This is a genomic window from Paenibacillus sp. MT124 (assembly GCF_058792755.1).
Genome location: NZ_CM179500.1, coordinates 1,145,989 through 1,170,301, shown reverse-complemented (window position 1 = coordinate 1,170,301; position 24,313 = coordinate 1,145,989). Strand labels below are relative to the sequence as shown.

The following is a 24,313-nucleotide window of genomic DNA, read 5'->3' as shown; positions in this document are numbered from 1 at the left end:
CTCCTTCTTTCTATGCTCCTACTCTTCATCCGCCCATACTTCATCCAGCGCGGATCGGAAAATTCGATTCAATTCTTCGTACCCTACAACCTGCTCATTCGTCATATCCACAGCTATGTGTCCAAAATGCTTGATGTTCTCTGCTAAATAGGAATGAATAGCTGGCAGCTTCGGCTCCAAATCCAGTTCTTCTCCAGCTCTCTTCCTTCTCAAAAGGTCTTGAATTTCCACATACAGCGGCGTTCCCGCAGGGATAATGTCCTTGACTAACTCATCAAACTCCATGGGCGGCATGGTCTCATATCGTTCAATCCAACCGCAGGCGAGCAGCGGACGGAGCACATAGAAATACTTTTTGATCTTCACCTGCTCGCCTTGCAGATAATCCCGGAAGTTCCCTTTGGCCATATTCAGATAATGGTACATGCAGGACTTGGGCGAGAACGTAAGCGGAGACCATCCACGAATGCGCTCTGCCACACTGTACCGCTCGTCGTAGCGAATGGGCGATTGCAGCCACTCCAGCAGGGGTGGATTTGATTTTCGAAATAACTTCAGCGCCTTTTGCAGATCCCAGCCGTTGATGTCCAGCTGATCACTGATCGGGCGTTCAATCACATCCCGTTTATCTTCAATCGACAAGTACCAATCCAGCGGTCTCACGTACAGAAAACGCACATCATAATCACTATCCTGTGAAGGAAATCCCCAAGCCCGGCTGCCCGACTCGCACGCATAGATAATGCGAATCTGTTCCTCCTGTTCAATCTGTGCAAGCTGCTGCCGGATCGTTTCTCTCATTTCTTCATGAACGTGAGTCATGTCTACCTGCCTCCTTTATTCTTCTGCTGCTTGCCACCGTATCTTTTCATACCCTCATTATGTCTAACCCATCCACAGAAGAACATGGTGAAAGTATGGCGACCTTTGTAAGTTTAAAATGAAACCAGCTACGCTTCCTGTTACAATGAAGGGATACGAGAAGTGGGGAGCTGCATATTGCTTAATCCATATTTGCCTGACTCCAGGCCACCAAGGAGTGATGATTCATGGCCAAAGAAAGCTTTGACAAAGAAATTCAGTTTCTTCGCATGTTGTCTCTGACAAGCGGTGCATACAATCGCAAACAGTATGCCGAACGACTGGGCATCTCCGTACATACCTTTGATAAAACGACGCGCAGGTTAAAAGAAATCATGCAATCTGTGGCAGATCAGCGCCACGGTTCAGAGCCGAGCAAAGAAATGACGGAGCTCGTCCGTTTCCAATATGGGGAATCTGCGGAACCCCTGCTTCTGTTCCTTTTTCGGGCCAAGTCGATGAAAGAAACAGAGGTTCAGCGGCTTTCCGTCATTTTACATACGCTGCAAGGTAGCGCGCTGACCGCGATGGAACTGCTGGATGCCTGCTGTGCCGATCTGCCTGAGGAACTCGCACTGCCTGATGAAAAAACGATCCGCACCGATCTGAAGTATTTGGAAGAAGTCGGTGTAATCCGGAAAGAACCGGGTGGCAGGCCTTATCGCTATATGCTGCAGCAGGACGTCCTTACCAAACTAACGGCCCAGGAACAGCTGGAGTTATATGATTTTGTGGACATCATGGCGAATACCCAAGTTCCCTCTGTACAGGGATATCTGCTAAGAGACAGCCTGAAGAAGGCAATTGCCGCAAGCTATCCCGAGCAGGAAGTAACCGAACCGTTTATATACAAGTACCATTATTATTCCCGCATTCTGGATGAGGCACATCTGTACACCCTGCTTAGTGCCATTCGCCAGTGCAAGCGAGTCCAGTTTGTCTATTTTTCACCCAAAAAGCCATCCAGCTACAGCTCGCAGAATACGAATCCGCGATTCGAACGCGAAGCCAGCGGACACTCCAACCAGATCCTGCCGCTCGAAGTCGTTTACGATCACCAGTATGGCCGGTGGTATGTCATTGGATATCAGGGACGCCGGGGATTCGTGAAGTTTCGAATGGAGGGTATCACCCAGATGGAGGAACTGGATGCGGTAAGCCCAGAGTATATGCACGATCTCAAACAGCAATGGGCAGAAGTCAGCCGGTTCAGCTGGCTGGTGGATACGGCGAAGACGGTTACGGTTCAAGCCCGTTTTTTCCATCCCGAGAGCGGTCAGCGCAACTTCATTCTGGATCGGGTACGTCTGCAGGGCCAGTGGGGCACGATTACGCCCGAAACCGAGCATACCTTTCTGTATGAGATCCGGGTTAACGGTACGACGGAGATTAAACCATGGCTTCGGAGCTTTGGCTCCAGCTGCGAGGTCATTGCGCCTCACAGGCTTCGCCAGGAGATGATTAAGGAATGGAAGGAGATTGCGCAATATTATGAATCTGTTCGAGAAGATGTTCAACTATCAGATCATGACGAGATTGAATGAGACTGGACTGTTTACCTGGACTTCCCAGGAACGGGCCTGGCTCCGGATGATGCTGAATCATGCTGCCGCCCAGGAAGCATTAAGTCCTTCCACTTACCATAAACTGCAAGAAATGCTGGATGCGGAGCCGGACATGAACCTGCAGGAGTACTTGACCGAGAAAGCCAAAAGCGAAGAACACAGCGTCTCCCATCCCCTGCTCCATCCACTGCGCAAAATCATAATGAACCATCAAGCTTTTCGACTAACGGGGCATGTTCGCAATGGACGAATCATTCAGGATCAATTTGGATTCCCGTACAAGCTCGAATATTCCATGGTCAAAAAAGAGTGGTACGTGCTCTGGTACGCCCCCCGATTTGGGAAACTGATGTCGACCAAGCTGCACAGCATTATCACTGTAGAGTCCGAGCACCTTGAACCGGAAAACGTCTCGCGTTATACGGAGCAAATCCGCTATTTGACTGAGAAACGTAAGACAACCATCACGATTGAAGTACTGCCGGAGTTCAATCAGGAATTGTCACGCATTCTATATGCCTTCTCCTGCTTCGAGAAACAGGTAACGTATGTGGAAGCTCAGCATACCTACCGGATTGAGCTGACGATCCCCCGGAGTGAGATGGATTATGTGTTGTCCAAAATGCGTTTTCTCGGCAAACGGGTGCGGATTGTAGACAACGTTATGCTGCGCAATCGCATGTCCGAGACAGCAGCCAAGGTGCTTGCACGCTACGCAGATCCGGAACCTCAAAGTGAGCCAGACCTGACTTCTGAGGCCAAGGTGTCCACATAACAAACAACAACCCGAACCATGTGGTTCGGGTTGTCTATCTGGGCGCTATGTGGCAGCGGAGTTCCGTCTTTTGTTGATGGCATGCACACCCATAACGACAGCAATCAACTCATAGGTATCCAGCTGCTCGGACTCGTTATTCAATACAAAAGCTCCTGAACTGAACCAGCCGCTCGTGCGCCTGAAGCTAGCTACAATTCTGCCGCCCATTCCCGTGACATCATATTCCTGAGAAAATGCCGGTGCAGATACTTCATAGATTCCTCGCGGTCCAGCATCGTATTCGTATCGTTTACTAAAAAAGCTCATTCTGGCTCGGAGGACCCCAAGGTGTCCTCCATCCGCTGAAGTGACATCCCAGCGATTGCTTAACATCCCGAATCGACCACTGCAGATCAGCCCTGTTGGGCCGAACACATCTAGTGATGAACCAAATAGACTTTTCAGATCCAAATGTCCTGCCTGCTCCTGATTCTCGTCCATAATTTCGGTGTATCCTGCGTTGAAAAAGTTATCTCTGAAGTATAGTTCCATAACATCCTCCCCTTTTGCTGAAATTAAACCTGCCCGGTAAAATCCATACTATATATGTATTTACGTATGCGAATTGGAAATGGCTTCATAGCTTGTTGAATTCTTTGTGTTTAAACCATAAAAAACGGACGATCGTGATCGCCCGTGTGGTTCATATCGCTCTGAAGTATAGTATGCTGCTAAACCTCTACTTTTTTATTATTCAGATATACAGCCAATCCAACCATAATTACTGCCACAATAACCTCAAATATGATACTCCCCAGCCTTCCATCTGACCACAAAACTCCATTCGCTGTGAGTGTGATCCCTGTACTCTCTTGAGTAAACTGGAACAACTCATTCGGGTTGAAGCGACCAGCAAGAATGACATTCTCCAGCCAACTGATTAAATTGGTCAGCACGAAGAATGAGACGATACTAATCCACGGACCTGCTTTCCACCTGAAGCTGCCTCCAATGGATATGGAGAGAAAAATGATGATGGTCATAAAGATGGCAACCCACCAAATAAACAACAGCAGAGTAAGCCAATCCGAAAGATGGATACCCGAAAGATGGATGTAGCTGAGAAAGTGCATTCTTGCATTCGTGGCAACATAGAGGAAGTAATGAATGATGGCAACTGCTGTTAGCCCCAGTCCACATAGCGTACCAAATATTAGGGGGGACAATAGGTGAGACAGTCCTGTTACGGGTACGAGACGACGATTGTACGCACGGATGTTGGACCAGTACGTCTTAATCATTCTCACATAGATGGCTACACCTGCCCCCGTATAAGCAATAATACCAATAATTAGCCCTGTCACCTCAGACATGAACAATGCCAGCCCGATCTGAACGATGATCAATACAACCAGCCCTGCCAACAAGGTATTCCAGTTTCTTCTAAAATCATATTTCAGCAATGTCATCATTCCGCATAGACCTCCTTGAACATCTCATCCACGCTCTTACCGTACTTCAGACGAAGCGTCTCAACCTCTTCCTGCATCACTTTCTCGCCCTCACGAATGAAAATGACTTCATCAAAAATCCGTTCAATATCGGTCACCAGATGTGTCGAGATCATCAGACTGCTGTCTTCGTCATAGAATTTTACGATGGCATCCAGAATTTTGCCGCGGGCAACGGGGTCAACACCGCCGATCGGTTCATCCAGCAAATACAGACGAGCCTTGCGGGAAAGTGCCAGTGTTAGTTGAAGTCTTTCATTCATGCCTTTGGATAAATGCCTTACCTTGTCACCCTCGGCGAGCTTCATGAAATCAAGCATTTCCCTGGCCTTTTCCTCATCAAAATCCGCATAGAAATCCCGGTAGTATGCAATGGCATCACGAACCTTCATCCATTTCTCGGTCAATGGGCGATCCGGCATGAAGGAAACGAGCGACTTGGTCTCAAGCCCAACCGGTTTACCCGTGATCTGAATGGTCCCGCTTGAAGGATGCAGCAATCCGGCAGCAAGCTTCATCAGGGTACTCTTGCCGCTACCATTGCTGCCAAGCAGTCCGACAATCCTGCCTGGCGCAACCGTAAGGGTGACATCGCTTAGTGCCCGCTTGCCGCCGTACATTTTACTAATGTGATTCAATTCAAGGACGTTACTCATGCCCTGCCCCTCCCTTCGCCTGTTCATGACTGTGCTGTGATAACTGACCTCCAGCGACCGCGTCCGCAACAATGGTAACAATATCCTGCTCTTCAATCCCGAGTTCCTGCATGCCTGTCAAAAAACGCTCCAGCAGTTCTCCCGCCATTTCTTTTTTGATCGTCATTATTTTCGACTCCTCACTTGTAACATATCTGCCCAGCCCCCGTCTCGTTTCGACCACTTCTTCCCGTTCCAATTCCTGAAATGTCCGCTGTACCGTGTTGGGATTAATCTGCAGCTCAGCCGCCAATTCCCGGACCGAAGGAATCTTATCGCCTGCCTTCAGTGTGCCTGTCACAATCTGCTTCTTGATGTACTGCATAATCTGCAGGTATATAGGTAAGTTGTTATCGAATTCCATAGCCACAAAGCACTCGCTCCTCTCTGTACTGGTGTGTTAGTTAAATAGTACACTAGTGCTATGTTGTTGTAAAGCCTATTTATTTCTAACCTTATGCAGAAATCCCACAAGACTGTCCAATGACTATGGGCCAAAATAAAAAAAAGAGCAGATCATATACGATCTGCTCTCTCTTCAACCAAGCTAATCAGTGAATTAGCCTGGTACACCACTACGCCCATTTATACAATGTCCAGAGGAACTTTACCTGTTGGTGCCGGGAAGGCTTCATTTAACCGTCCCACTTCTTCGTTTGTTAAAACAATATCCATGGCTGCGGCATTCTCTGCCACATGAGACAGCTGTACTGCTTTGGGAATCGCAAGCACATCCCCATCCCGGATAACCCAGGACAATGCAATCTGTGATGTGGTCACTCCACGTTCAGCAGCAATGCTGCGCATGACCGGATGATCCAGCAGCTCGGTGCGCAGCCTACCTCCCTGAGCGAGCGGGCAGTACGCCATTACGGGAATGTGCCTTTCCCGGAGCCAGGGCAGGAGATCCCTTTCAATACCGCGCGATGCCGCATGATACAATACCTGATTCACGGCACAATGCTGGCCAGCCGGAATATCCCATAGCTCCTGCATATCCTCCGTGTCCAGATTGGACACGCCCCAGCGCAGGATTTTACCCGCTTGTTTCAGCTCTTCCAATGCTTGAACCGTCTCTTGCAGCGGTACGCTTCCCCGCCAATGCAGCAGATATAGATCCAATCGGTCTGTACCCAGACGCCGGAGACTGTTCTCACAGGCTGTAACCATCTGTTTGCGATCTGCATGATGCGGATAAACCTTGGAGACCAGAAAAACATCATCCCGGCAACCCGCTATCGCTTCTCCGGTGACTTCTTCCGCCCCGCCCTCAGCATACATCTCTGCCGTATCAATCACTGTCATGCCAAGTTCAATCCCGTTACGCAATGCTCTTACCTCCTGTGCACGGGCTGAACGGTCTTCTCCCATGTACCATGTACCTTGTCCTATGGCAGGCAGGGATGTACCGTCAGGAAGCAGAACTGTACGCTTCTTCTCTCCATGAGTTGCCATTTTGCATTCCTCCTATTCCTATGAATATTTCGAAATCATAGCTTGTCTTGCTGGCCCGGCTTGTATATTTCACTCGCACGCTTCCATCGTCCCACCATCATGATATACAGCTGTTCCAGCGGCAACGACAGACTGCTCTGGGCTATGCTCACCGTAGCATCCACCATCTGTGTATTCACGGTCATCAGCTTACGCTTCACTCCGGTCTGACGATCCAGGAAGGCTTGCTCATCCTTTAGTTTAACTCCGATCATGGACTGCCCCATCACCTCATACATGAAAATGTTCTCTACATCTTCCCAGGGGATGAAGCCTCCCGACGTATACGAGGAGGAGTCCACGAATCCTTGCTCATTGACGACAAAGGAAGGCTCCTTCTTGATGATCTTCACCAAGCTGTATCCAAGACAGAGTCCAAAAAACAGGACGGAAACCAGGCCTACAACCGCGGAAATTACAGTATCCCCTGTATCGGAAGAATCGCTGAACATCAAAAAAAATCCAGCTGCCACAAAAAGTGCAGCTCCGGCCGCAAGCCAACCCATCCGTTTACGGCTCGGATATTCCACATGCTGTTGTTCATAGGATGTCGACAATCTCATGCTCCTCCTTTAATTTCAACGAAATAGGCAATGATTATATCTTCTATATCAGATTAGAAACGTTAACAGACAAAAAATACATAGGTTATTAACCAAAACAAACCAACTTCAAACAGGACAATCTTGACCCTGATCCATCGCATTCATGACAATTCAACCATTAGGATTCGCCATACGTTCTGCAATTCCTCCTGGGTACGATATCAGCAGAGCAGCAATCTCCATTCGTGCAGAAGCATGTTGTCCTCCCCCCTGCTTTCCTTTAATATAAATGGAAAGGTTAGGAAATTACATTTGTAAAAAAAGGTGGGAGGATAATCAATGAACAGTCTGCGTGGCATCACATCGGAAGATCTTTATCAGATTACATGGGTGAATGATCCAACCCCGTCTCCTGGAGGCGAACAGCTGGTATATGTAAGTCGGAAGACGAATGACAACCGGGACGGTTACTCTTCTCACCTGAGACTCCTGCATCTAAAGAGTCAGAAGGACAGGATATTTACCTCCGGTGACAAGGATCACTCGCCCTCCTGGTCGCCGGACGGGTCACAGCTTGCCTTTTTACGGGAGCATGAGGGAAAAACACAAGTCTGGATTATTGCCGCAGATGGCGGAGAAGCACGACAAGTCAGCCAGTTGAAGCACGGAGCAAGTTCCCTCATCTGGTCTCCGGATGGCCAGGCGTTACTTGTGAAGTCCCCTGTGGATATGCACATTGAAGCAGAAGACGAATCCAATTCAGACAACAAACTGCCACAAGAACTTGTTGTTGACCGAATTCGCATGAAATCGGACGGCGGAGGAATGTGGAATGGCAGACGCTCTCACCTCTTCCGCATCTGGGTTGACGGCGGTGAAGCCACTCCAGTTACCTCGGGTCATTTCGACGTCGGTGATTATGCATGGTCACCTGACGGAGCGTCCATTGCCTGGATTGCCCAACTGCCGGAAGCAGGCGAGGAGCATAATGATTATGCACTGACCAATCATGTGTATCGTGCAAAACCAGATGGGTCTGACATACAGCAACTGACTCCCGAAGGGTTCACCTTCAGCCGATTGGCTTATGCACCGGATGGACAATCCCTCGCCCTTCTTGCCAGTGACCGCTCTTACGGAAATGCCACACTGGTGAAGCTCTATACACTCCCGATCTCGGGCGGTCAACCTCTGTGCCTGACCAGTGACTGGGACGTACAGATGAATCATAGTATCGTTGGAGATATGCGTGCCCACCTGACAACAACGGGGCCATTATTCGCTCGTGATGGCACTTCCATTCTCTGTCTGGCTACCGTTCATGGCAGCGTCCGAATCGCACGTGTTGCTCTGGATGGCAGTAAAGCAGAGTATGTATTGCCTGCGGAGAAAGAGTTTTATCAGTTTGCAGAACTGGAGAATGGTGAAATAGTTGCCGCCGCTGCCGACACGCAAAGCCCAGGAGATCTCTTTTGGTATCCCAAGCCGGATGATCACGGAGCCGAGTCCATTCAGCTGACTCGCAGCAATCCCCAGCTGGAAGGAGAGATCCGGCTTAGCGTACCGGAAACATTCTGGTTTGATACCACGGATGGGCTTCAGCTGCAGGGATGGATCATGCAACCCATCGGCATGGTAGAAGGCGTCAAAATCCCAACCATTCTTGAGATTCATGGCGGTCCTCACATGATGTATGGCTTTACCTTTATGCATGAATTCCAAATGCTTGCTGCGCAGGGCTACGCCGTCGTATATACCAATCCGCGTGGTGGTTTGGGTTATGGACAACAATTTGTGAATGCCTGTCGTGGTGACTACGGCGGTGGCGATTACCGCGACCTTATGGAGACCGTTGATTATGCCTTATCCACCTATGAGTTTATTGATGAAACCCGTTTGGGCGTCACCGGAGGCAGCTATGGAGGCTTCATGACCAACTGGATTGTTGGACATACTGACCGGTTCAAGGCAGCCGTCACGCAGCGGTCCATCTCCAACTGGCTCTCTTTTTATGGTGTCAGCGACATCGGATATTTTTTCACCGAAGATCAGATTGGCGGCAATGCGTGGGAGGATACGGAACTGTTATGGAAACACTCCCCTCTGGCTTATGTCGGGAATGTAAAAACGCCCCTGCTGATCCTGCATGGCGAACAGGACCTTCGTTGTCCGATTGAACAAGCAGAGCAATTGTATATCGCCCTGAAGCGCCGCAGACAAACGACCCGCCTCGTTCGTTTCCCTGGAGCTAATCATGAACTTTCCAGAGGCGGTCACCCGCATCTGAGAGTGAGACGTCTGGAGCACATTGCCGGATGGTTCAACGAGCACTTATAATTATTTTTTCCATGGGACAAGCCGAGTAGAGATACAACCATCGCAGGAAGATAGTCATCGGGAAGATGGCGCTGCGATGGTTTTTTTATTTGTGTAAACCAAACCTTTTAGCCGGACAGCAGCTTCTGTACAACGGTTACAGTTGAAAGAGATCAAAAGACTACATAGGTCAGCATTGAATAAATGCTTGGGTGAATAAACCGGAGAAATTTGGACCATACCGTAGGAAGTTTAGAAGCAGGTCAAAAAGTTGCGAAAATAACGAATTTATTAGATAATTATCTGTCGATTGTGGTCGAATGAACGGATTAGAAGGGGGAACCTAATGATGAAAAAAAACACATTTGATGAGCCGATTAATCGTCTCTCTACCGGTTCGGAAAAATGGGACGCACTTGAGGAAATCTTTGGCGTGGCTGATGCGCTGCCAATGTGGGTGGCTGATATGGACTTTGCCGCACCACCATCCGTCATTGAGGCATTGCAGACACGGGTGGAGCATGGCATTTTCGGTTATACCATGCGTACGGATGCATATCACGAAGCACTAAGAGGATGGATGGAACGACGCCACAACTGGAAAATCAACGATGATTGGGTTGTATTTACACCAGGGATTGTCCCTGCGTTAAGCATTGCCGTTCAACGTTTTACGGTACCGGGTGATGCTGTTGTGATTCAAACTCCGGTCTACGCCCCCTTCTATGAGGTGGTACGTGGTCAGGGCAGAGAGCTGATCACTAATCCATTGCGCCTCGAAGACGGCCATTACTCCATGGATCTGGAACATCTGGAATCCTGCCTGCAGACAGGCCGGGTGAAGATGCTGATCCTCTGCAGCCCTCATAACCCTGTTGGACGTGTATGGTCTCGCGAGGAGCTAGAAGGCCTTGCTGCCCTGTGCGTGCAATATAATGTACTTGTGGTGTCGGATGAAATCCATGCCGATCTTGTGCACCAACGCGGCACGCATACTCCACTGCCCCAGATCTCGGAGGCCATCGCTGACCTGAGCATCATCTGCACGGCACCAAGCAAAACATTTAATATTCCCGGCCTATGCACCTCCAATATCATCATTCCGAACGCCTCCTTGCGTGCATCCTTTGCCCAGGGCGTCAGAACGATGGGCCTCGCCAGCATCAGCACACTAGGCGCCATTGCAGCCGAGGCTGCTTACAACGGAGCTGAACAATGGCTGGACGACTGCCTTGCCTATATTCGGGGAAACATGGAATACGTTCAGGAGTATGCGGCGAAGCACATGCCTAATGTAGGCATTGATTTGCCGGAAGCGACTTATCTGCTCTGGATGGACTTCAGCAAGCTGGGTGTTCCCCAGGAAGAACTTGTACGGCTGCTCCTGAACGAAGCAGGTCTCGCCTTTAACGACGGTACCGTCTTCGGATCGGAAGGCACGGGATACATGCGGATGAATGTCGCCTGCCCGCGGTCCACGGTTGAAGAAGCCATGCGCAGATTATCCCAGATGGTGAATCAATTGAACAAACCAAACTAATGCCTATAAAATAAGCCATCTTCCTCGATAAAGTCGAAGGAAAATGGCTTTTCTTATCATTACAGCTAGGATACAGGCATGGGAATGATTCGGTCACAGAGTCTGTTCAGCAGCTCAAGGTCATGACTGATCACAAGCAGCCCCAAATTACGCTGTCGCGCCGTTGTCATTACGGTATGCCAGATCTGGGCTTGCGTGATGGCATCCAGCATCGTTGTCATCTCATCCGCAATCAGGTAACGCGTTTCCTTGCCCAGTGCGCGGGCTACGCAGAAGCGCTGCAGCTCTCCACCAGACAATTCATCCGGTCTGCGATCCAGCCACTCAGGCTGAATGCCGAGAGCATTCAGAATGGGATGCTCCGCCACCTCGGCTTCATGTAACACACGTCGCATTCGCCAGCGTGGGTTGACTGCTTTTTCCGGGTGCTGAAATACAAGTTGAACCGGACAGACTCCAGCTCGGGGAAGCGGCTGCCCGTCCATCAGCACTTCTCCTGCCATAGATTCTGCATATCCTGCCAGGATGCGTCCCAAGCTCGTTTTGCCAGATCCACTGGGTCCCCACAATCCCACAACTTCTCCCTGCTCCAGCTTCAGGTTCAACTCCCGAAATATCCAATGGTTTTTGTCGTATCCATAGCCGACATTCCGTGCTTCAAGTGGCATGAATACACCTCACTTCTCCGTTTCGCAGCCTCCTCAATTCAGGATGTTGATCTGTACACGCAGGGGTCGCAGCAGTACAGCGGGGGGCAAACGAACAACCACTTCCCTTCCGCTGATTCGCCAGTGGCTGAGAGCCCGGGATGGGCTGGAAACCATTTTGCGGCAAAGCATTCCACAGTGCACGTGTATAAGGATGTCTCAATCCATCTCCTGTGCCCGTAAAATCAATGACCTGCGCGATCTCCACACAGGAACCCGCATAGAATACAGCAATACGATCTGCTGCGGTCAGCGCCGAGGAAATGTCGTGGGTGATCCACAGGATGCCTGACCCCCGGTCAGCCATTTCCCGAAATTGCTTCATCGTGTCTGCCAGCACTTCGGGATGGATTCCCGGTGTTGGCTCATCAGCAATAATCAGCTTGGGCTCACCGGAAGTCGCCGTTGCCATGAGTACCCGCCGAGCCATGCCTCCCGAGAGCTCGTATGGATACTTCTTGCTTGTTCCCTTGGGCAATTGATAACGATCCGTAAGTTCCCTCTCTGCCTTATGCATCTGCAATCTGGAGGATACCCGGCGCTCACCCGGCTTCTGGTGAACTGGCTGAACCTGCTTACCTACCTTGAGCAGCGGATCCAGGTGAGTAACGGATTGGGGGATGTACACCAGTTCATCTCCGCGCAGACGAAGCTGCCGCTCTCTCGTCAGCGGCTCCCCAGCATAACAGATCTGCCCCTCAAGCCTGGCACTGGCAGGAAGAATGCCCATGATCGCTTGTGCCAGTACGCTTTTGCCCGATCCGCTTGCACCTACAACAGCTACAATCTCGCCTTCGTTCACGGTCAGATCCAGATCCTGAATGACCTCGCTCTCCTCATGTGCAAACCAGCCACGAGCTCGTCTGAATGAAACGGAGACCTCTTTTACTTCAAGAAGAGCCATGGTTATCCTCCCTCCCTTGAACTACCTGTCCCTGTTAACACCTTCAAGCTGCCTCCGAGCACATCAAAGGCACGAACGACCAATAACAGTGCCAGCCCGGGGAAAAAGGCAAGCCACCACATGCCTGCGGACAGATATCTCATCGATTCTGACAAAATAATCCCAATGGCCGGCTGCTGCGGCGACAGCCCGAGCCCCAGAAACGTAATTGCGGCCTCATGCAGAATGGCATGAGGGAAGATCAGCAATGTACCCACGAACAACTGTGGAACCAAGTGAGGAAGCATGTGCTGTAAGGCAATCCTGAACCGGGATTGGCCCAGCCTGCGGGAAATATGAATATAGTCTGCAGATTTCAGCTGAATCATCTCCGCACGAACAATCCGGGCCAGATTCGGCCAGTGAGTCAGTGCGATGGCAGCCGCCACACCAGGCAGACCCCCACCGAAGACAAAGGCCAGCATCACGAGCGACACCAGATGAGGCACACTCAGGAACAGATCGATTAGCCATGAAACCACCCTGTCGGCAAGCTTGCCTGAAGCAGCGATCAATCCCAGCACGAGTGCCACGATTCCTCCTCCGCACGCGGCAAGCAAACCAACCTGAATGCTGGTCGTCAATCCCTTCAGCGTGCGCATGAACATGTCCCGTCCCAACCAGTCCGTGCCGAAGGGATGTGCCCATAACGGGGCCAAATTCCGGTCTTTCAACGAAGTTAGCGTGGATTCTGCGGGGAGCACGAACCCAGCCAGCCATACGATAACAATCCAGCTGAGTGCCAAACTCCCCCAGATCAAGGCTCGTTTGCGCGGGTTGGCATAGCGCGGATGCTTCTCGAAGCCAGACACCCCTGGAGACAATCCAGCTTGATGCCTCCACCGTTTACCGTGATTCCGTCTTTCCGTTTCATCAGATCCACCTGACCGCAGCCGCGGCACAGCACGAATGGGTCTGGAGGACTGCTCCATTTCCTGCTTCATGTTAACAGTTCCTCCTTCATCCGCGGATCAATGAATCGATAGAGTATGTCTGCCAGCAGATTACCGGTAAAAACAAAGATCGTACTGCACAGTACAAGTCCTAGCAGCAGCGGCACATCCCCTCGCAGTCCAGCCTGAACGGTGGCCTGTCCCAGGCCCGGATAAGAAAATACCTGTTCTGCAAGAACAGCGCCTCCAAACAGTTCACTGAATGAAGCAAACTGCAGCGTTAACGCGGGCAGCACGACATGTCTGAACCCATGCCTGCGGAACAGCTGCACGCCTCGTTCGCCCCTAGCTCTGGCGAAGAGTATATAGTCCGAGTCCAGCACATCCAGCAGCTTCTGGCGGGTATGTAGAGCAATGGCTGCTACACCAGTCAGACTCAGGGTTAATGCAGGAAGAACCATATGAATGGCTCGATCTGTCCATGTCACCTGATCAGCTGCCATCCCTGCGGGAACACCCAAGCCAACCGGAAGCCAGCCGAGCCACACGCCGAACACCATAAGCAGCAGTAAGGCCATCCAGAATACCGGAGTGGAAGCCAGCGTATAGCAATACCAACAGATCAAGCGATCCAGCATGGATTCCCGTTTCATCGCTGCGACTACACCCAAGCTGAAACCAATCAGACCGGATAAAATCCATGCCACCGCCATAAGCGCAACAGAATTCAGGAAGCGTTCCTGTATAATATCCGCAACCGGCTGTCTGTAGATCATCGACGTTCCCAGATCACCCTGGAGCAGTGCCTGTCCCCAGGTGAACAGACGCTGGGCAGGCGGGTCATTCAATCCCCACCGTTCTTCAATAAGACTTCGCTGCTCGGCACTCACTCTGATCATGTCTCCCCCGATGTAGGCCTCGATCGGGTCCACAGGCGAGAACTGCATCAATATAAAAGCCACCACGCTGACTCCTGCCAGCAGCGATAGGAGTCGCAGCAGCTTCACCCCAACAAACCTTCCCCATTCAAGAATGCCTGTCATACCATCTCTCCTCAATGTCGGTCAGAACTCGAACTATATTGCCTACTTCGAGTTTTCATCCCAGGACCATTCCTCCAGATTGGATGTCACCGGCCAGCCATGTCCATGCGGATGAATCTGTTGTTCACCAATGTTCAGGCCATCCTTGACCAGATACAGGTGATCAATATTGACCAGCCATGCCCAAGGGGCGTCGCCCTGATAACTGAATCCTGTCGTCCCGTCCCACTCTGCCTTCTGCCAGAACGGAAGGGCTTCCTCTTCACTCGTAGCTTGGAGAGCCTGCTGCATCCAGCCATCCACCACCGGGTTGGAATACAGCCCCACATTGTAATATCCCTCCCCCTTGTGCGTGCTGCTGTACAGATTGTAGGTTTCCAGCGGATCATGACTTCCCCATCCGAATAACACGGCATTGGCGTAAGCCTGCTTTTTCGTCTCTTCACGGCTCTTGCCTTCCACATTGATTTTGATGCCAGCCTGGGCCGCCATATCCGCAGCAGCAAGGGCTATGGATTGTCTGGTCAGATCTCCTGCAAAATAGAGCAGGTTGAACTCGGCATCCATGCCGTTTTTCTCCACCACGCCATCACCGTCTGTATCTGTCCAGCCGCCAGCCGTCAGTATCCGCTTCGCTTCTTGAACATCCGCATCGGCGAATACAGCGTCCGGATTGCCCCATGGCAGATCATCACTGACTGAGTATGCAGGACGACCATGACCCTCCAGCACGCCTTCAACCAACGCATTACGGTCAATGGCTACGTTCACCGCTTGGCGGATGGCGAGGTCGGACGTCACATCGTTCCCAGCAGGGAAACCGTCAGCAGAAGTACCGCCCGCAGGCTGCATGGGGAACATGATTCCCCGGTTATCCACGGTTTTGACCGATTCCAGCGTCATGCCGCTTACCTCCTGCTTGCTGAATGCGGCGGGAATGGCTGCAATGTCGACTGAACCCGCTTGGGCTGCTGCGAAGGCTGCATCCTCGTCCAGATAGAGAAATGTAAGTTTGCGGAATGCAGACTTTTGACCGTAGTATTGCTCGTTTGCTTCCACAATGGCCTGTTGTCCCTTATCCCACTGCACCAGCTTGTACGGGCCGGAGCCGACAGGATGCTCAGCATAATCGGAGCCATAGGCATGCTCAGGCACAATTCCAAGTGTAGTCAGGATACTGATAAACGTGGATTGCGGAGACTTCAATGTAAACACAACCGTTGTTGAATCGGGAGCCTGCACTTCGGCCATATTTGTCAAATCAATCACCGATCCGCTGCTGGCCGCTGTTTCAAATGTGAACTTCACATCTTCCGCCGTCAGCGGTTCACCATCCGAGAACTTCACGTCATCCCGCAGCGAAACGGTCCATGTGAGCCCGTCTTCACTAACGGAATAATCTGTTGCCAGGTCATTGACCAGTTGCAGCTTGGCATCCCTTTTTAGCAGAGTACTCTGAAAAAGCGGCGAACCATACTGCCCCCAGCCTGTTGTCGGATCAAACCCGCCTTCCGGCTCTGTTCCTACCGCAAGCACCAGCTCATCCCTTGGGTGAGAAGCAGCAAGTGCCTGACTCTCTTGAACCGATGAAGCACCTTGCGTACATCCTGCGAGTCCAACTGCACACAATAGTAAAAGACTAAGCCCTGCCTGACTTGAACGTTTTTTCCATGAAATCCCGTGCATGTTTCCCTTTTCCCCCTTATGAAATTGACAACTTGCTCTCCTCTAGTAGATGCAGTATTTCTTCCAACCAGATTCGTTCCAGTTCATATTCGTGTTACTATTTTTAGCAATTGTAGCACAATAACAAAATTACGTGTCAATAAAGTTGACTTCAAAATCCATATTTTTTCATTAATAAAGTTGTTCAGAAGAATCGGTCTGGAATTATGGAGTTTCTCAAATTAATAAGTAAGAATAGGTGACAACAAAAAAGACTGTTGGTGATGAACCAGCAGTCTAACTGAATAACTACTTTGTTATCTTCTCTGTGGATACACTTAATGCACTAATTGAACCAAATACCCAAACAAAGGCTAGTAGATAAATCAGTTTAACTTGGGTATCTTCGTGAAAAATTAGGATACAGAAGAATAGAATAACTCCTGCAATCATTTGAATAGACATCATTGATCTTCTGAAGTAGATTGGAGCAAAATAACATATTATACCCGCTAGAAAGATAAACGGTTCTTCAGCCATGTGCCTGCACTCCCTTACATCCTTTTTATAGGAAAAATCTCTATTACCATATCATGGGGTTAAGGAATGGGAAATCATGTCAGTACTTACTTACAAATAAAAAAGCAAAAGACCCCGAGAAACGATTCTCTGTCTTTTACTTTTTCCAAATCCATATAGCTTGAGGTGTTGTTCATCAGTGTGCTACTTTCACTTGATTATCGGCCGACGGTTTAGCTTGTTTCAAAGCCAGGAAGGCAACTACGATGCCTAGTAAAGTTGTGGCAGCGGCGATAAAGAACGCCGTGTGGATGGCATGATTTAAATCAGCCGGAAGCATGTGTTCCAATGTCGCACCTGTTCCTAGACTCGCTGAAATAATAGCCATAATCACCGCAAGCCCGATCGCTCCACCAATTTGCTGGCCCGTTGAGATTAATGCCGAAGCAACGCCCTGCTCTTTCGGCTCAATTCCTGCACTGCCTGCGATAAACATCGTCGTAAACACCAAAGCCTGACCAATACCAATGACGACTGTACCTGGGATGATTCCCCATGCCGAGCCGGTTTCCGATAGCCCGGTCAGCATTAGGAATCCGATCATACCTAGTCCCATCCCCGTTGCAATGGTACCGGCTACACCGACCTTGCTTAACATCCCATTAATCAGCTTAGCCCCAACAAATGCACTAAGCGTCAAAGGCAAGAAGCTAAATCCGGATTGAATGGCTGAAAATTCAAGCACACCTTGGGTATACAAAGTCATGAAATAATATAATGAACCAAATGAAGCCGAGAAGAGAAATGCGATAAGTGCAGCTCCCGTCAGATTACGATTTCTAAACATCCGGAAGGAGATCAGCGGTTCTTTTGTACGTTTCTCGATCAAGACAAAAGCTAGTAACATCAGCACCCCAATCAAGGCAACTGGAAATGTGGAAGCACTTACCCAGCCTTCAACGGGTGCTTGGATTAAATAATAGACAACAAGTAGCAGACCTGCAGTAACGGATATCGTTCCGGCTGCATCATAGTGTTTAGTGGTAGTGGACACCTTGCTTTCTTTCAAAACAAACGGTGCAAGAATGACGACGAGAAGTGCGATCGGCACATTCACCAGGAAGGTCGCTTCCCATCCGATATAACTTGTCAGAACCCCTCCTAGCAGCAAACCGAGCGACATCCCCACTCCGCCCATCGCGGCCCAGATTCCCATGGCACGGTTTCGTTCAGGTCCTTCTTCGAAATTAGACATGATTAGCGATAACGTTGCCGGCGAAAGTAATGCTCCACCCAAACCTTGCAGGGCTCTGGCTACGATCAACATCAGTTGGGACTCTGCCAGTCCGCCAAGCAGCGATCCTACTCCGAAAAGTCCGATAGCAATCATAAACATGCGTCTTCTGCCCATCAGGTCCGACAGTCTTCCTCCGATGAGTAAAAAACCACCGAATGCGAGTGAATATGCACTTACCACCCACTGGAGGTGATTGGCGGAGAAGCCAAGCTCATTACCTAAGGACGGCATGGCTACAAATATAATCGTGTAATCCAGTGCCAAAACCAACTGTGAAATGGCTAGAATGAATAAGGCTAAACCTTTAAATCGCGTTGAATTCATCTTCTTAATTCCTTTCTTGCAGACAACGGTCTGCAACCTATAATAATTTTTGACCATTTGATCTATTTTGAGGAAAAAGGAATGAAGCACCGTACGACGCTTCATCCTTGTTCCAATACCGAAAGTGTAATGGTTGTGATCTGCTCAATGACGAGCGGATCGTCCGTTAATTTTGCGACTTGCGTTAGCCCATATCGTGAATGGTACAAGTACCGCGCCATGGCACGCATATCCTGATTCGGACTGAACTCTCCCTGCTGCTGGCCGCGTATCAACGCGTCGTACAAAGCCTCTTCCAATCGAATTTTGTCCTGTTCGAAAAGTTCAGCAATCTCTGGATCATGCGGCACTTGGTCAATCGCACTATAGAGAATAAAGCATTCCTTGCGGCGCTGCTCATCTCTTAATGTGTCTCCAATGACGTTGAATATATCCGTGATCGCTTGCTTCACTGGTGTCGTCTCTGCCAAATATGCGACAACTGCAGAGGACTTCTCGTCCACGTAATGTTTCGTTGCCTTCAAAAACAGATCCCGCTTCGTACCATACGTATCGTACAAGCTTTGACGTGCAATACCTAACCCATCAAGCAGAAGGTGCATGGAGGTGCCTTCATAACCATAATGTCCAAACACCTCCATTGCCTTATGCAGCACGAGATTCGTATCAAATTCTTTGCTTCTAGCCAAATGGAAAGCCTCCTTTCTCCTCCTCTATGCTAACGATATTAGATCGTTCAGTCAAGATGAGGCAAATGGTGGTTTCCCGGAAAGACCTCCTGCCGCCCTGCCTTAGGTTACTCCGAAAAACGTACGGCATCATTCACGCTGCCGACCGACTCAATGGCCACAAGTGGATTCCAGAAATCCCGGTAGCGTGTAATCAGCCCATCTTTGGTCTCTACGACGCTGATATAGGTCTGGTTGTACGGGTTGCCCGTTTCCCGGTGCTTGCCGGACGACTTAAATTCTGCCACAACCAGCTCCGGATCAATCGTCAGATGAAACTGAAGATCCGTAAATTCGACCTCAAAATGTTTCGGGAAGTTCTGCATGTAGTCGTACAGCTCCGCTTTGCCTTCCTTGAGATCCGGGAATCCGGCAGGTCCATACGGGAACTCCAGCACGCCATTCTCTTCCCACAGATCGACCCATGCCTTAATGTCTCCGCCGGACAGGTGCTTCAGGTGGTTGCGGAAGGCTTGCTGTGCTCTTTCACGTACAATTTCTACTTCTTGCGTCATCATTTGGTTTGTCATGGTTATATTCCTCCAGTTAATTGGTTTTAAAAATAGATCGTTCAGTCCAAAATCTTTAAAAAAATAGTCTCTACTACTCTGAAGCTTCAGCACATCCGACTCTAGATAAAATCATTTAAAACGATTGGTTACCTATTCATTTTCTTAAACTTCTCTAAGGCGAATCGCAGGCTTTAGGAGCGGTGAACTAAAGTTGAACCAAAAATCCCGATAGTGCTTAATGAAGCCGTCTTTGGTCTCCACGACGCTAATGTACGTCTGGTTATGTGGACTGCCTGTCTCCCTATGCCATCCAACTGCCTTGAACTCCGCAATCACAAGCTCCGGATCAGTCATCGGATGAAAAACCAGCTCTGTAAAATTCACGTCAAATCGCTTCGGGAAATCCTTCATGTAGTCATACAACTCAGATTTGCCGATCTTCTTTTCCTGAGATCTTTCTAGACCGTAAGGAAATTCGAAAATGCCATCTTCCTGCCACAACTCTACCCAAGCCTTTATATTGCCGCCAGCTAAATGCTTCAGATAGTTGCGAAATGTGTCTTGCGCTCTTTCCCGAATACCTTCCTGCGTCAAACTTGCTTCTCGAATCATCTTCGATTACGACCTCCTTTTATTGTTGACCATTTGATCTAGAATTATCATATCATTACCGGAACGATTGATCAATAATTATTTTCGTTCTTTTTTATGACCAGATTTCCTTCACTGTTTCAGCCACTATCTCAAATGATCGCATACGAGCCTGATGATCGTAAATGTGGCTCGTAATAATGAATTCGTCCGCTTCTGTTGCTTCATAAATAGCAGGCAGCTTCTCTCGAATGGTCGTCTGATTACCAATAATACCAAAGTCCAGTTGTTTGGAAATAAGCGCCTTCTCATGGGGTTGCCATAATGCATCCATATTTTCTACCGGTGGCTGGAGTTTATCCGGTCGACCGTGCAGTAGGCTTAAGACCTGCTGCGCTTCTGAAGTAGCAAGGTAGCGTGCTTCATCTACGTTGTCAGCTGCCATGACGGTCAATCCTATCATGACATAGGGATCTGCCAATGTTTTTGATGGAATGAAGGAATTACGATACGCATTCAGCGCTTTATGCAATCCATCTGGGGCAAAATGGCTCGCGAATGCGAACGGCAAGCCGAGGCGTCCTGCCAACTGTGCGCTGACATCGCTTGAACCCAGCAGCCATATCGGAATGTCCAACCCTTCACCAGGGACTGCACGTACACCTGAATGATTCGGATGGTATGCGGCATCCAGATAAGTACGCAACTCGTCCAGCAGCTCCGGAAATTCCGCTCCGTTAGCTCCTAATGTTCTACGTAGCGCTTGAGTTGTCCGCATATCCGTGCCAGAGGCTCTACCTAAGCCCAAGTCAATGCGTCCCGGGAACAAAGATTCCAATGTTCCGAACTGTTCCGCTACGACAAGCGGCGCGTGATTGGGCAGCATTACCCCGCCGGACCCCACTCGGATCTTCTCGGTACCGTTTGCGACATGCCCAATAAGGAGCGGAGTAGCCGAACTCGCAATTCCCGGCATGTTATGGTGCTCAGCGAGCCAGAACCGATGGTAGCCCAGCTTCTCAGTGTGACGAGCGAGATCCAACGTTCGTCCGTAAGCATCCTGGGCTGATCCGCCAGCCAATATCGGAGCTAGATCTAGCACGGAAAGTTTAGGTATAAATTTAGACATTTCAATTCAACCTCCATTATAATTTGACCATTCAGTCTGAAAAGAGCAAAAAAATAAATGATTACACGTATCTTTGATGTTATGATGCTCTCAGTAATCATGCATTGATGCCCTCTTTGTGAATTGAGTATACCAATTCCAGAACAAACGGTCAATAATTATTTTTAACTTGTTCTCGACATTCTCAAATAATCAAATTCGTAGAAAAGTTTTTTTACTTCCCTGTCCATTAGCTGAATAAAAACAGCCGATCACATGGATCAGCTGATTTGTATAATATTGAGCTAACGTTTTCCCTGATCTTAACTCTTTTTTAACCACATTGGTAATAAAGGAGTAACGATTCAGTATGAGTAATCTACGGTAGAACTTCATTATTTTTATTTGAACGAATATAAAACTGCTAAGTTGATTTTTTAGCTCAGCTATTTATTGAGTTCATTAACTGGAAGAAGTATTCAGGTTTATGAGTCTTATTTAGGTTATACCATGAATGTAATGTATCTGGTGCAAATACATCTAATTTTTTCAGTACTTCCATCGCAAATTCCAGAGGAGCTATTCCTGATGCAGTAACTAGATTCGTATCAGATACCGCCGCAGATCCCATCTCATAGAACTTTTCTCCTTTATAATTAGGACATACCATTTTAGTGTATTCCAAATTATTACTTGTATGCTTTCTAGTGTCTAAGTATCCCCTATTCGCAAGGGCCTCCGTTGCACCACAAATTGCAGCAACAATAGTGCCAAGCTCTAAAGCTTGGCCAATCCTTTCCAAGATAGGTTGATGAATTTCTTCATTCCAGGTAGTCCCTCCTGGCAAAATTAAAAGATCTCCACTCTCAAGAGTACATTCTTCAAGGGATATCTCTGGTTTTATGCTCAGTCCTCCCATTGTAGTAATCATTTCTTTATTAGCTCCTACTGTAATTACTTTTAAAGGTACAACATCTTTTTTGAAATATCTTCCCGAGTTTAGTTCAGCAACTAAATATCCATATTCCCAGTCCGACATTGTATTAAATACATATAGAAAAACTTTTTTGGTTTGCATCCAATAACACTCCAATCCCAATTGATATAGCCAAATGTAACATGACTTCACTGACAACTAGCGTCAGGGAAGTTATCAATTTTGATGAAAATGTATTAACTCCGACAAAACTTCAATCATTTTTTTCTTAAGGCTGACTGGCTCAACAATTCGAATAGATTTACCGTACGATAAAAGGAAATAAGGTACATGTGTATGTATCAACTCTTTCTCAAAATGAAATACGGCTTGATTTGAAGTCCGCTCTTGTAAATAATGTCCTAAAAACCAATGTTGGCAAATATCAGCTAATACACTTTTATCCCCATGAATAACTAAAGAAATAATCTCTTCCTTATCTTCTATAGTTGGAAGAAGATTTTTCATAAAAAAGACATGTGCTGAAAAATGTTCTGGCCGGTCAAACTTATTTTCGGTTAGCATTAGATCTTCAATTCGATCTACTCTAAAACTACGGATATCACTCCTAAGATGACAAAATCCAATCACATACCATTTATTATTCCAATAGATAAGTCTGTACGGATCAACCAATCTATCCTTTATTTGCTTTCCGCCACTTTTATAGTGGAGAATTTTTACTGAATACCCGTCAGCTACGGCCTGCTCCAACTCCTTCAAAAAAGGCTGCATAGAGAGTGAACTTAATCGACTTATAACTTCAAGACTAGTTAAATGTTGGTTTATCTTGGTTTCCTGCTCTTGATTTGAGTATTTACTTAGTTTGGAAATGGCCCTATTTAATGCTTCACCTCCATAATATCCGGCTTCTTCTGCAAAAACTGCTGCATGTAACAGTGAAGTTTGCTCCTCAAAATCAAAAAAAAGAGGTGCCTCAATAAAATTGTTCATTAAAGTGTATCCACCGTTATGTCCTGGTTCTGAAATGATAGGTACGCCACTTGTTGAAATTGTATCGATATAACGATACACAGTCCTTATGTTCATCTCTAACTTTTCTGAGATTTGTTTTGCAGTCATTTTTTCACCTGATCGAAGCATCCATAGAATTGCTAGCATGTTGTCTATTTTAGGCATGTAATTCCACCTCTATATAAATTCTCTTGTTAGTTTAAACCATGTTCTCCAGAGAGCTGTTGAATAAGGTTAACGAGTATTCCTTTTGAGAGATCAAATTTTGGGTGATCCGTTGTATGACCTCTGTATCGCGGAGCTCCAGAAAATCTGGGATCAACAAATCCGCAGGTGCTATCCATTTCGAATCAATGATCTCCGCTTTATCTAACTGAAGAGAACCACCGATGATTTCACCAATAAAATGAAATAAAATAACCTGATGATTTGTACTACTCATGAAATTGTAAATGCCTGTAGTGGCTGTAAGTTTAACATCGTACCCGGTTTCTTCCTTTGCTTCTCGACGTGCCGCCTCTAGAATATCTTCATGATATTCGATTCTCCCTGACGGGAAGTTCCACGTATTCCTAACCGTTGCTTTGTTTTCCTTAATCATAAGCAGCTTATCTTCATCTATTATCGAAACACTTACGACCAATACAATCCCGTTTTGAGTCACGCTGAAAAACCTCCATAATTAAAAAATCAATCTACCACCATCCGAACTTACCTTCCGATCCCCAATATTTAGACTAACACATCA

The 24,313-nt window shown here is 48.1% G+C and carries 25 protein-coding genes; 4 read left to right on the top strand and 21 right to left on the bottom strand.

The window, feature by feature from the left end; translation table 11 throughout:
• Window positions 1-18: 18 nt before the first annotated feature.
• Window positions 19-822, bottom strand: a complete 804-nt coding sequence (locus AC3RCI_RS05380) for a nucleotidyltransferase domain-containing protein (protein ID WP_492527875.1) — start codon at window positions 820-822, stop codon at window positions 19-21.
• Window positions 823-1,049: 227 nt separating this feature from the next.
• Between AC3RCI_RS05380 and AC3RCI_RS05375 the strand changes: the two genes are divergently transcribed.
• Together AC3RCI_RS05375 and AC3RCI_RS05370 are read left to right on the top strand one after the other, a co-directional pair.
• Entirely contained in the window at window positions 1,050-2,405 is a 1,356-nt protein-coding gene (locus AC3RCI_RS05375; protein ID WP_492472123.1) for a helix-turn-helix transcriptional regulator, read from the top strand.
• Window positions 2,353-3,201 (top strand): WYL domain-containing protein, encoded by an 849-nt coding sequence (locus AC3RCI_RS05370; RefSeq protein ID WP_492527873.1) that lies wholly within the window; start codon window positions 2,353-2,355, stop codon window positions 3,199-3,201. The genes AC3RCI_RS05375 and AC3RCI_RS05370 overlap by 53 nt, the downstream gene beginning before the upstream one ends.
• A gap of 45 nt (window positions 3,202-3,246) precedes the next feature.
• Here AC3RCI_RS05370 and AC3RCI_RS05365 read toward each other — a convergent pair whose 3' ends face one another.
• From AC3RCI_RS05365 to AC3RCI_RS05340, 6 genes are all read right to left on the bottom strand, one after another.
• Window positions 3,247-3,735, bottom strand: coding sequence for an LURP-one-related/scramblase family protein (locus AC3RCI_RS05365; protein ID WP_492527871.1), 489 nt, complete (start codon window positions 3,733-3,735; stop codon window positions 3,247-3,249).
• Between the two features lie 179 nt (window positions 3,736-3,914).
• Window positions 3,915-4,655 (bottom strand): hypothetical protein, encoded by a 741-nt coding sequence (locus tag AC3RCI_RS05360; protein ID WP_492527869.1) that lies wholly within the window; start codon window positions 4,653-4,655, stop codon window positions 3,915-3,917.
• On the bottom strand, window positions 4,652-5,350 hold the full coding sequence (locus tag AC3RCI_RS05355; protein WP_127538016.1) for an ABC transporter ATP-binding protein: 699 nt from the start codon (window positions 5,348-5,350) through the stop codon (window positions 4,652-4,654). Before AC3RCI_RS05355 ends, AC3RCI_RS05360 begins: the two co-directional genes overlap by 4 nt.
• Window positions 5,343-5,759, bottom strand: coding sequence for a GntR family transcriptional regulator (locus tag AC3RCI_RS05350; protein WP_492527867.1), 417 nt, complete (start codon window positions 5,757-5,759; stop codon window positions 5,343-5,345). The genes AC3RCI_RS05355 and AC3RCI_RS05350 overlap by 8 nt, the downstream gene beginning before the upstream one ends.
• Window positions 5,760-5,974: 215 nt before the next feature.
• Window positions 5,975-6,844: an aldo/keto reductase gene (locus AC3RCI_RS05345; protein ID WP_492527865.1), complete on the bottom strand. Its 870-nt coding sequence runs from the start codon at window positions 6,842-6,844 to the stop codon at window positions 5,975-5,977.
• Between the two features lie 35 nt (window positions 6,845-6,879).
• Window positions 6,880-7,440 (bottom strand): STM3941 family protein, encoded by a 561-nt coding sequence (locus tag AC3RCI_RS05340; RefSeq protein WP_492527863.1) that lies wholly within the window; start codon window positions 7,438-7,440, stop codon window positions 6,880-6,882.
• A 327-nt stretch (window positions 7,441-7,767) separates the two neighbouring features.
• On the opposite strand from AC3RCI_RS05340, the gene AC3RCI_RS05335 reads away from it, so the two are divergent.
• Window positions 7,768-9,765, top strand: coding sequence for a prolyl oligopeptidase family serine peptidase (locus AC3RCI_RS05335; protein WP_492527861.1), 1,998 nt, complete (start codon window positions 7,768-7,770; stop codon window positions 9,763-9,765).
• 325 nt (window positions 9,766-10,090) lie between these two features.
• Window positions 10,091-11,284: a MalY/PatB family protein gene (locus AC3RCI_RS05330; protein WP_492527859.1), complete on the top strand. Its 1,194-nt coding sequence runs from the start codon at window positions 10,091-10,093 to the stop codon at window positions 11,282-11,284.
• Window positions 11,285-11,349: 65 nt separating this feature from the next.
• Here AC3RCI_RS05330 and AC3RCI_RS05325 read toward each other — a convergent pair whose 3' ends face one another.
• The 14 genes from AC3RCI_RS05325 to AC3RCI_RS05260 all read right to left on the bottom strand — a co-directional run bounded on the left by AC3RCI_RS05325 (window position 11,350) and on the right by AC3RCI_RS05260 (window position 24,229).
• Complete coding sequence (locus AC3RCI_RS05325) at window positions 11,350-11,952, bottom strand: ABC transporter ATP-binding protein (protein ID WP_492527857.1); 603 nt, start codon at window positions 11,950-11,952, stop codon at window positions 11,350-11,352.
• The gene (locus tag AC3RCI_RS05320; protein WP_492527855.1) at window positions 11,942-12,895 is read right to left on the bottom strand and encodes an ABC transporter ATP-binding protein; all 954 of its coding nucleotides are present in this window, start codon (window positions 12,893-12,895) and stop codon (window positions 11,942-11,944) included. Before AC3RCI_RS05320 ends, AC3RCI_RS05325 begins: the two co-directional genes overlap by 11 nt.
• A 2-nt stretch (window positions 12,896-12,897) precedes the next feature.
• Window positions 12,898-13,878 carry an ABC transporter permease gene (locus AC3RCI_RS05315; RefSeq protein ID WP_492527853.1) on the bottom strand — a complete coding sequence of 327 codons (981 nt, stop codon included), beginning with the start codon at window positions 13,876-13,878 and terminating at the stop codon, window positions 12,898-12,900.
• Window positions 13,875-14,870 carry an ABC transporter permease gene (locus tag AC3RCI_RS05310; protein WP_492527851.1) on the bottom strand — a complete coding sequence of 332 codons (996 nt, stop codon included), beginning with the start codon at window positions 14,868-14,870 and terminating at the stop codon, window positions 13,875-13,877. The genes AC3RCI_RS05315 and AC3RCI_RS05310 overlap by 4 nt, the downstream gene beginning before the upstream one ends.
• A gap of 42 nt (window positions 14,871-14,912) precedes the next feature.
• Window positions 14,913-16,556 carry an ABC transporter substrate-binding protein gene (locus AC3RCI_RS05305; RefSeq protein ID WP_492527849.1) on the bottom strand — a complete coding sequence of 548 codons (1,644 nt, stop codon included), beginning with the start codon at window positions 16,554-16,556 and terminating at the stop codon, window positions 14,913-14,915.
• A gap of 288 nt (window positions 16,557-16,844) precedes the next feature.
• On the bottom strand, window positions 16,845-17,075 hold the full coding sequence (locus AC3RCI_RS05300) for a hypothetical protein (protein ID WP_492527847.1): 231 nt from the start codon (window positions 17,073-17,075) through the stop codon (window positions 16,845-16,847).
• A 175-nt stretch (window positions 17,076-17,250) separates the two neighbouring features.
• On the bottom strand, window positions 17,251-18,675 hold the full coding sequence (locus AC3RCI_RS05295) for an MFS transporter (RefSeq protein WP_430198293.1): 1,425 nt from the start codon (window positions 18,673-18,675) through the stop codon (window positions 17,251-17,253).
• A gap of 101 nt (window positions 18,676-18,776) precedes the next feature.
• Window positions 18,777-19,364: a TetR/AcrR family transcriptional regulator gene (locus tag AC3RCI_RS05290; RefSeq protein WP_127538004.1), complete on the bottom strand. Its 588-nt coding sequence runs from the start codon at window positions 19,362-19,364 to the stop codon at window positions 18,777-18,779.
• Window positions 19,365-19,471: 107 nt separating this feature from the next.
• Window positions 19,472-19,933 carry a nuclear transport factor 2 family protein gene (locus AC3RCI_RS05285; RefSeq protein WP_492527845.1) on the bottom strand — a complete coding sequence of 154 codons (462 nt, stop codon included), beginning with the start codon at window positions 19,931-19,933 and terminating at the stop codon, window positions 19,472-19,474.
• A gap of 144 nt (window positions 19,934-20,077) precedes the next feature.
• Window positions 20,078-20,527 (bottom strand): nuclear transport factor 2 family protein, encoded by a 450-nt coding sequence (locus AC3RCI_RS05280; RefSeq protein WP_492527842.1) that lies wholly within the window; start codon window positions 20,525-20,527, stop codon window positions 20,078-20,080.
• Between the two features lie 94 nt (window positions 20,528-20,621).
• Complete coding sequence (locus AC3RCI_RS05275; RefSeq protein WP_492527840.1) at window positions 20,622-21,635, bottom strand: LLM class flavin-dependent oxidoreductase; 1,014 nt, start codon at window positions 21,633-21,635, stop codon at window positions 20,622-20,624.
• A gap of 421 nt (window positions 21,636-22,056) precedes the next feature.
• A complete protein-coding gene (locus AC3RCI_RS05270; RefSeq protein WP_154892746.1) occupies window positions 22,057-22,692 on the bottom strand; it encodes a DJ-1/PfpI family protein in 636 nt (211 codons plus the stop codon).
• 75 nt (window positions 22,693-22,767) lie between these two features.
• Window positions 22,768-23,730 carry a helix-turn-helix transcriptional regulator gene (locus tag AC3RCI_RS05265; protein ID WP_492527838.1) on the bottom strand — a complete coding sequence of 321 codons (963 nt, stop codon included), beginning with the start codon at window positions 23,728-23,730 and terminating at the stop codon, window positions 22,768-22,770.
• Between the two features lie 34 nt (window positions 23,731-23,764).
• Window positions 23,765-24,229 carry an NUDIX hydrolase gene (locus tag AC3RCI_RS05260; RefSeq protein ID WP_336781235.1) on the bottom strand — a complete coding sequence of 155 codons (465 nt, stop codon included), beginning with the start codon at window positions 24,227-24,229 and terminating at the stop codon, window positions 23,765-23,767.
• Between the last annotated feature and the right edge of the window lie 84 nt (window positions 24,230-24,313).

Coding starts and splice junctions, on each gene's coding strand:
- AC3RCI_RS05380 (WP_492527875.1), bottom strand. CDS start 822: ATGACTCACGTTCATGAAGAAATGAGAGAAACGATCCGGCAGCAGCTT.
- AC3RCI_RS05375 (WP_492472123.1), top strand. CDS start 1,050: ATGGCCAAAGAAAGCTTTGACAAAGAAATTCAGTTTCTTCGCATGTTG.
- AC3RCI_RS05370 (WP_492527873.1), top strand. CDS start 2,353: ATGAATCTGTTCGAGAAGATGTTCAACTATCAGATCATGACGAGATTG.
- AC3RCI_RS05365 (WP_492527871.1), bottom strand. CDS start 3,735: ATGGAACTATACTTCAGAGATAACTTTTTCAACGCAGGATACACCGAA.
- AC3RCI_RS05360 (WP_492527869.1), bottom strand. CDS start 4,655: ATGATGACATTGCTGAAATATGATTTTAGAAGAAACTGGAATACCTTG.
- AC3RCI_RS05355 (WP_127538016.1), bottom strand. CDS start 5,350: ATGAGTAACGTCCTTGAATTGAATCACATTAGTAAAATGTACGGCGGC.
- AC3RCI_RS05345 (WP_492527865.1), bottom strand. CDS start 6,844: ATGGCAACTCATGGAGAGAAGAAGCGTACAGTTCTGCTTCCTGACGGT.
- AC3RCI_RS05335 (WP_492527861.1), top strand. CDS start 7,768: ATGAACAGTCTGCGTGGCATCACATCGGAAGATCTTTATCAGATTACA.
- AC3RCI_RS05330 (WP_492527859.1), top strand. CDS start 10,091: ATGATGAAAAAAAACACATTTGATGAGCCGATTAATCGTCTCTCTACC.
- AC3RCI_RS05325 (WP_492527857.1), bottom strand. CDS start 11,952: ATGCCACTTGAAGCACGGAATGTCGGCTATGGATACGACAAAAACCAT.
- AC3RCI_RS05320 (WP_492527855.1), bottom strand. CDS start 12,895: ATGGCTCTTCTTGAAGTAAAAGAGGTCTCCGTTTCATTCAGACGAGCT.
- AC3RCI_RS05315 (WP_492527853.1), bottom strand. CDS start 13,878: ATGAAGCAGGAAATGGAGCAGTCCTCCAGACCCATTCGTGCTGTGCCG.
- AC3RCI_RS05310 (WP_492527851.1), bottom strand. CDS start 14,870: ATGACAGGCATTCTTGAATGGGGAAGGTTTGTTGGGGTGAAGCTGCTG.
- AC3RCI_RS05305 (WP_492527849.1), bottom strand. CDS start 16,556: ATGCACGGGATTTCATGGAAAAAACGTTCAAGTCAGGCAGGGCTTAGT.
- AC3RCI_RS05300 (WP_492527847.1), bottom strand. CDS start 17,075: ATGGCTGAAGAACCGTTTATCTTTCTAGCGGGTATAATATGTTATTTT.
- AC3RCI_RS05295 (WP_430198293.1), bottom strand. CDS start 18,675: ATGAATTCAACGCGATTTAAAGGTTTAGCCTTATTCATTCTAGCCATT.
- AC3RCI_RS05285 (WP_492527845.1), bottom strand. CDS start 19,933: ATGACAAACCAAATGATGACGCAAGAAGTAGAAATTGTACGTGAAAGA.
- AC3RCI_RS05280 (WP_492527842.1), bottom strand. CDS start 20,527: ATGATTCGAGAAGCAAGTTTGACGCAGGAAGGTATTCGGGAAAGAGCG.
- AC3RCI_RS05275 (WP_492527840.1), bottom strand. CDS start 21,635: ATGTCTAAATTTATACCTAAACTTTCCGTGCTAGATCTAGCTCCGATA.
- AC3RCI_RS05270 (WP_154892746.1), bottom strand. CDS start 22,692: ATGCAAACCAAAAAAGTTTTTCTATATGTATTTAATACAATGTCGGAC.
- AC3RCI_RS05265 (WP_492527838.1), bottom strand. CDS start 23,730: ATGCCTAAAATAGACAACATGCTAGCAATTCTATGGATGCTTCGATCA.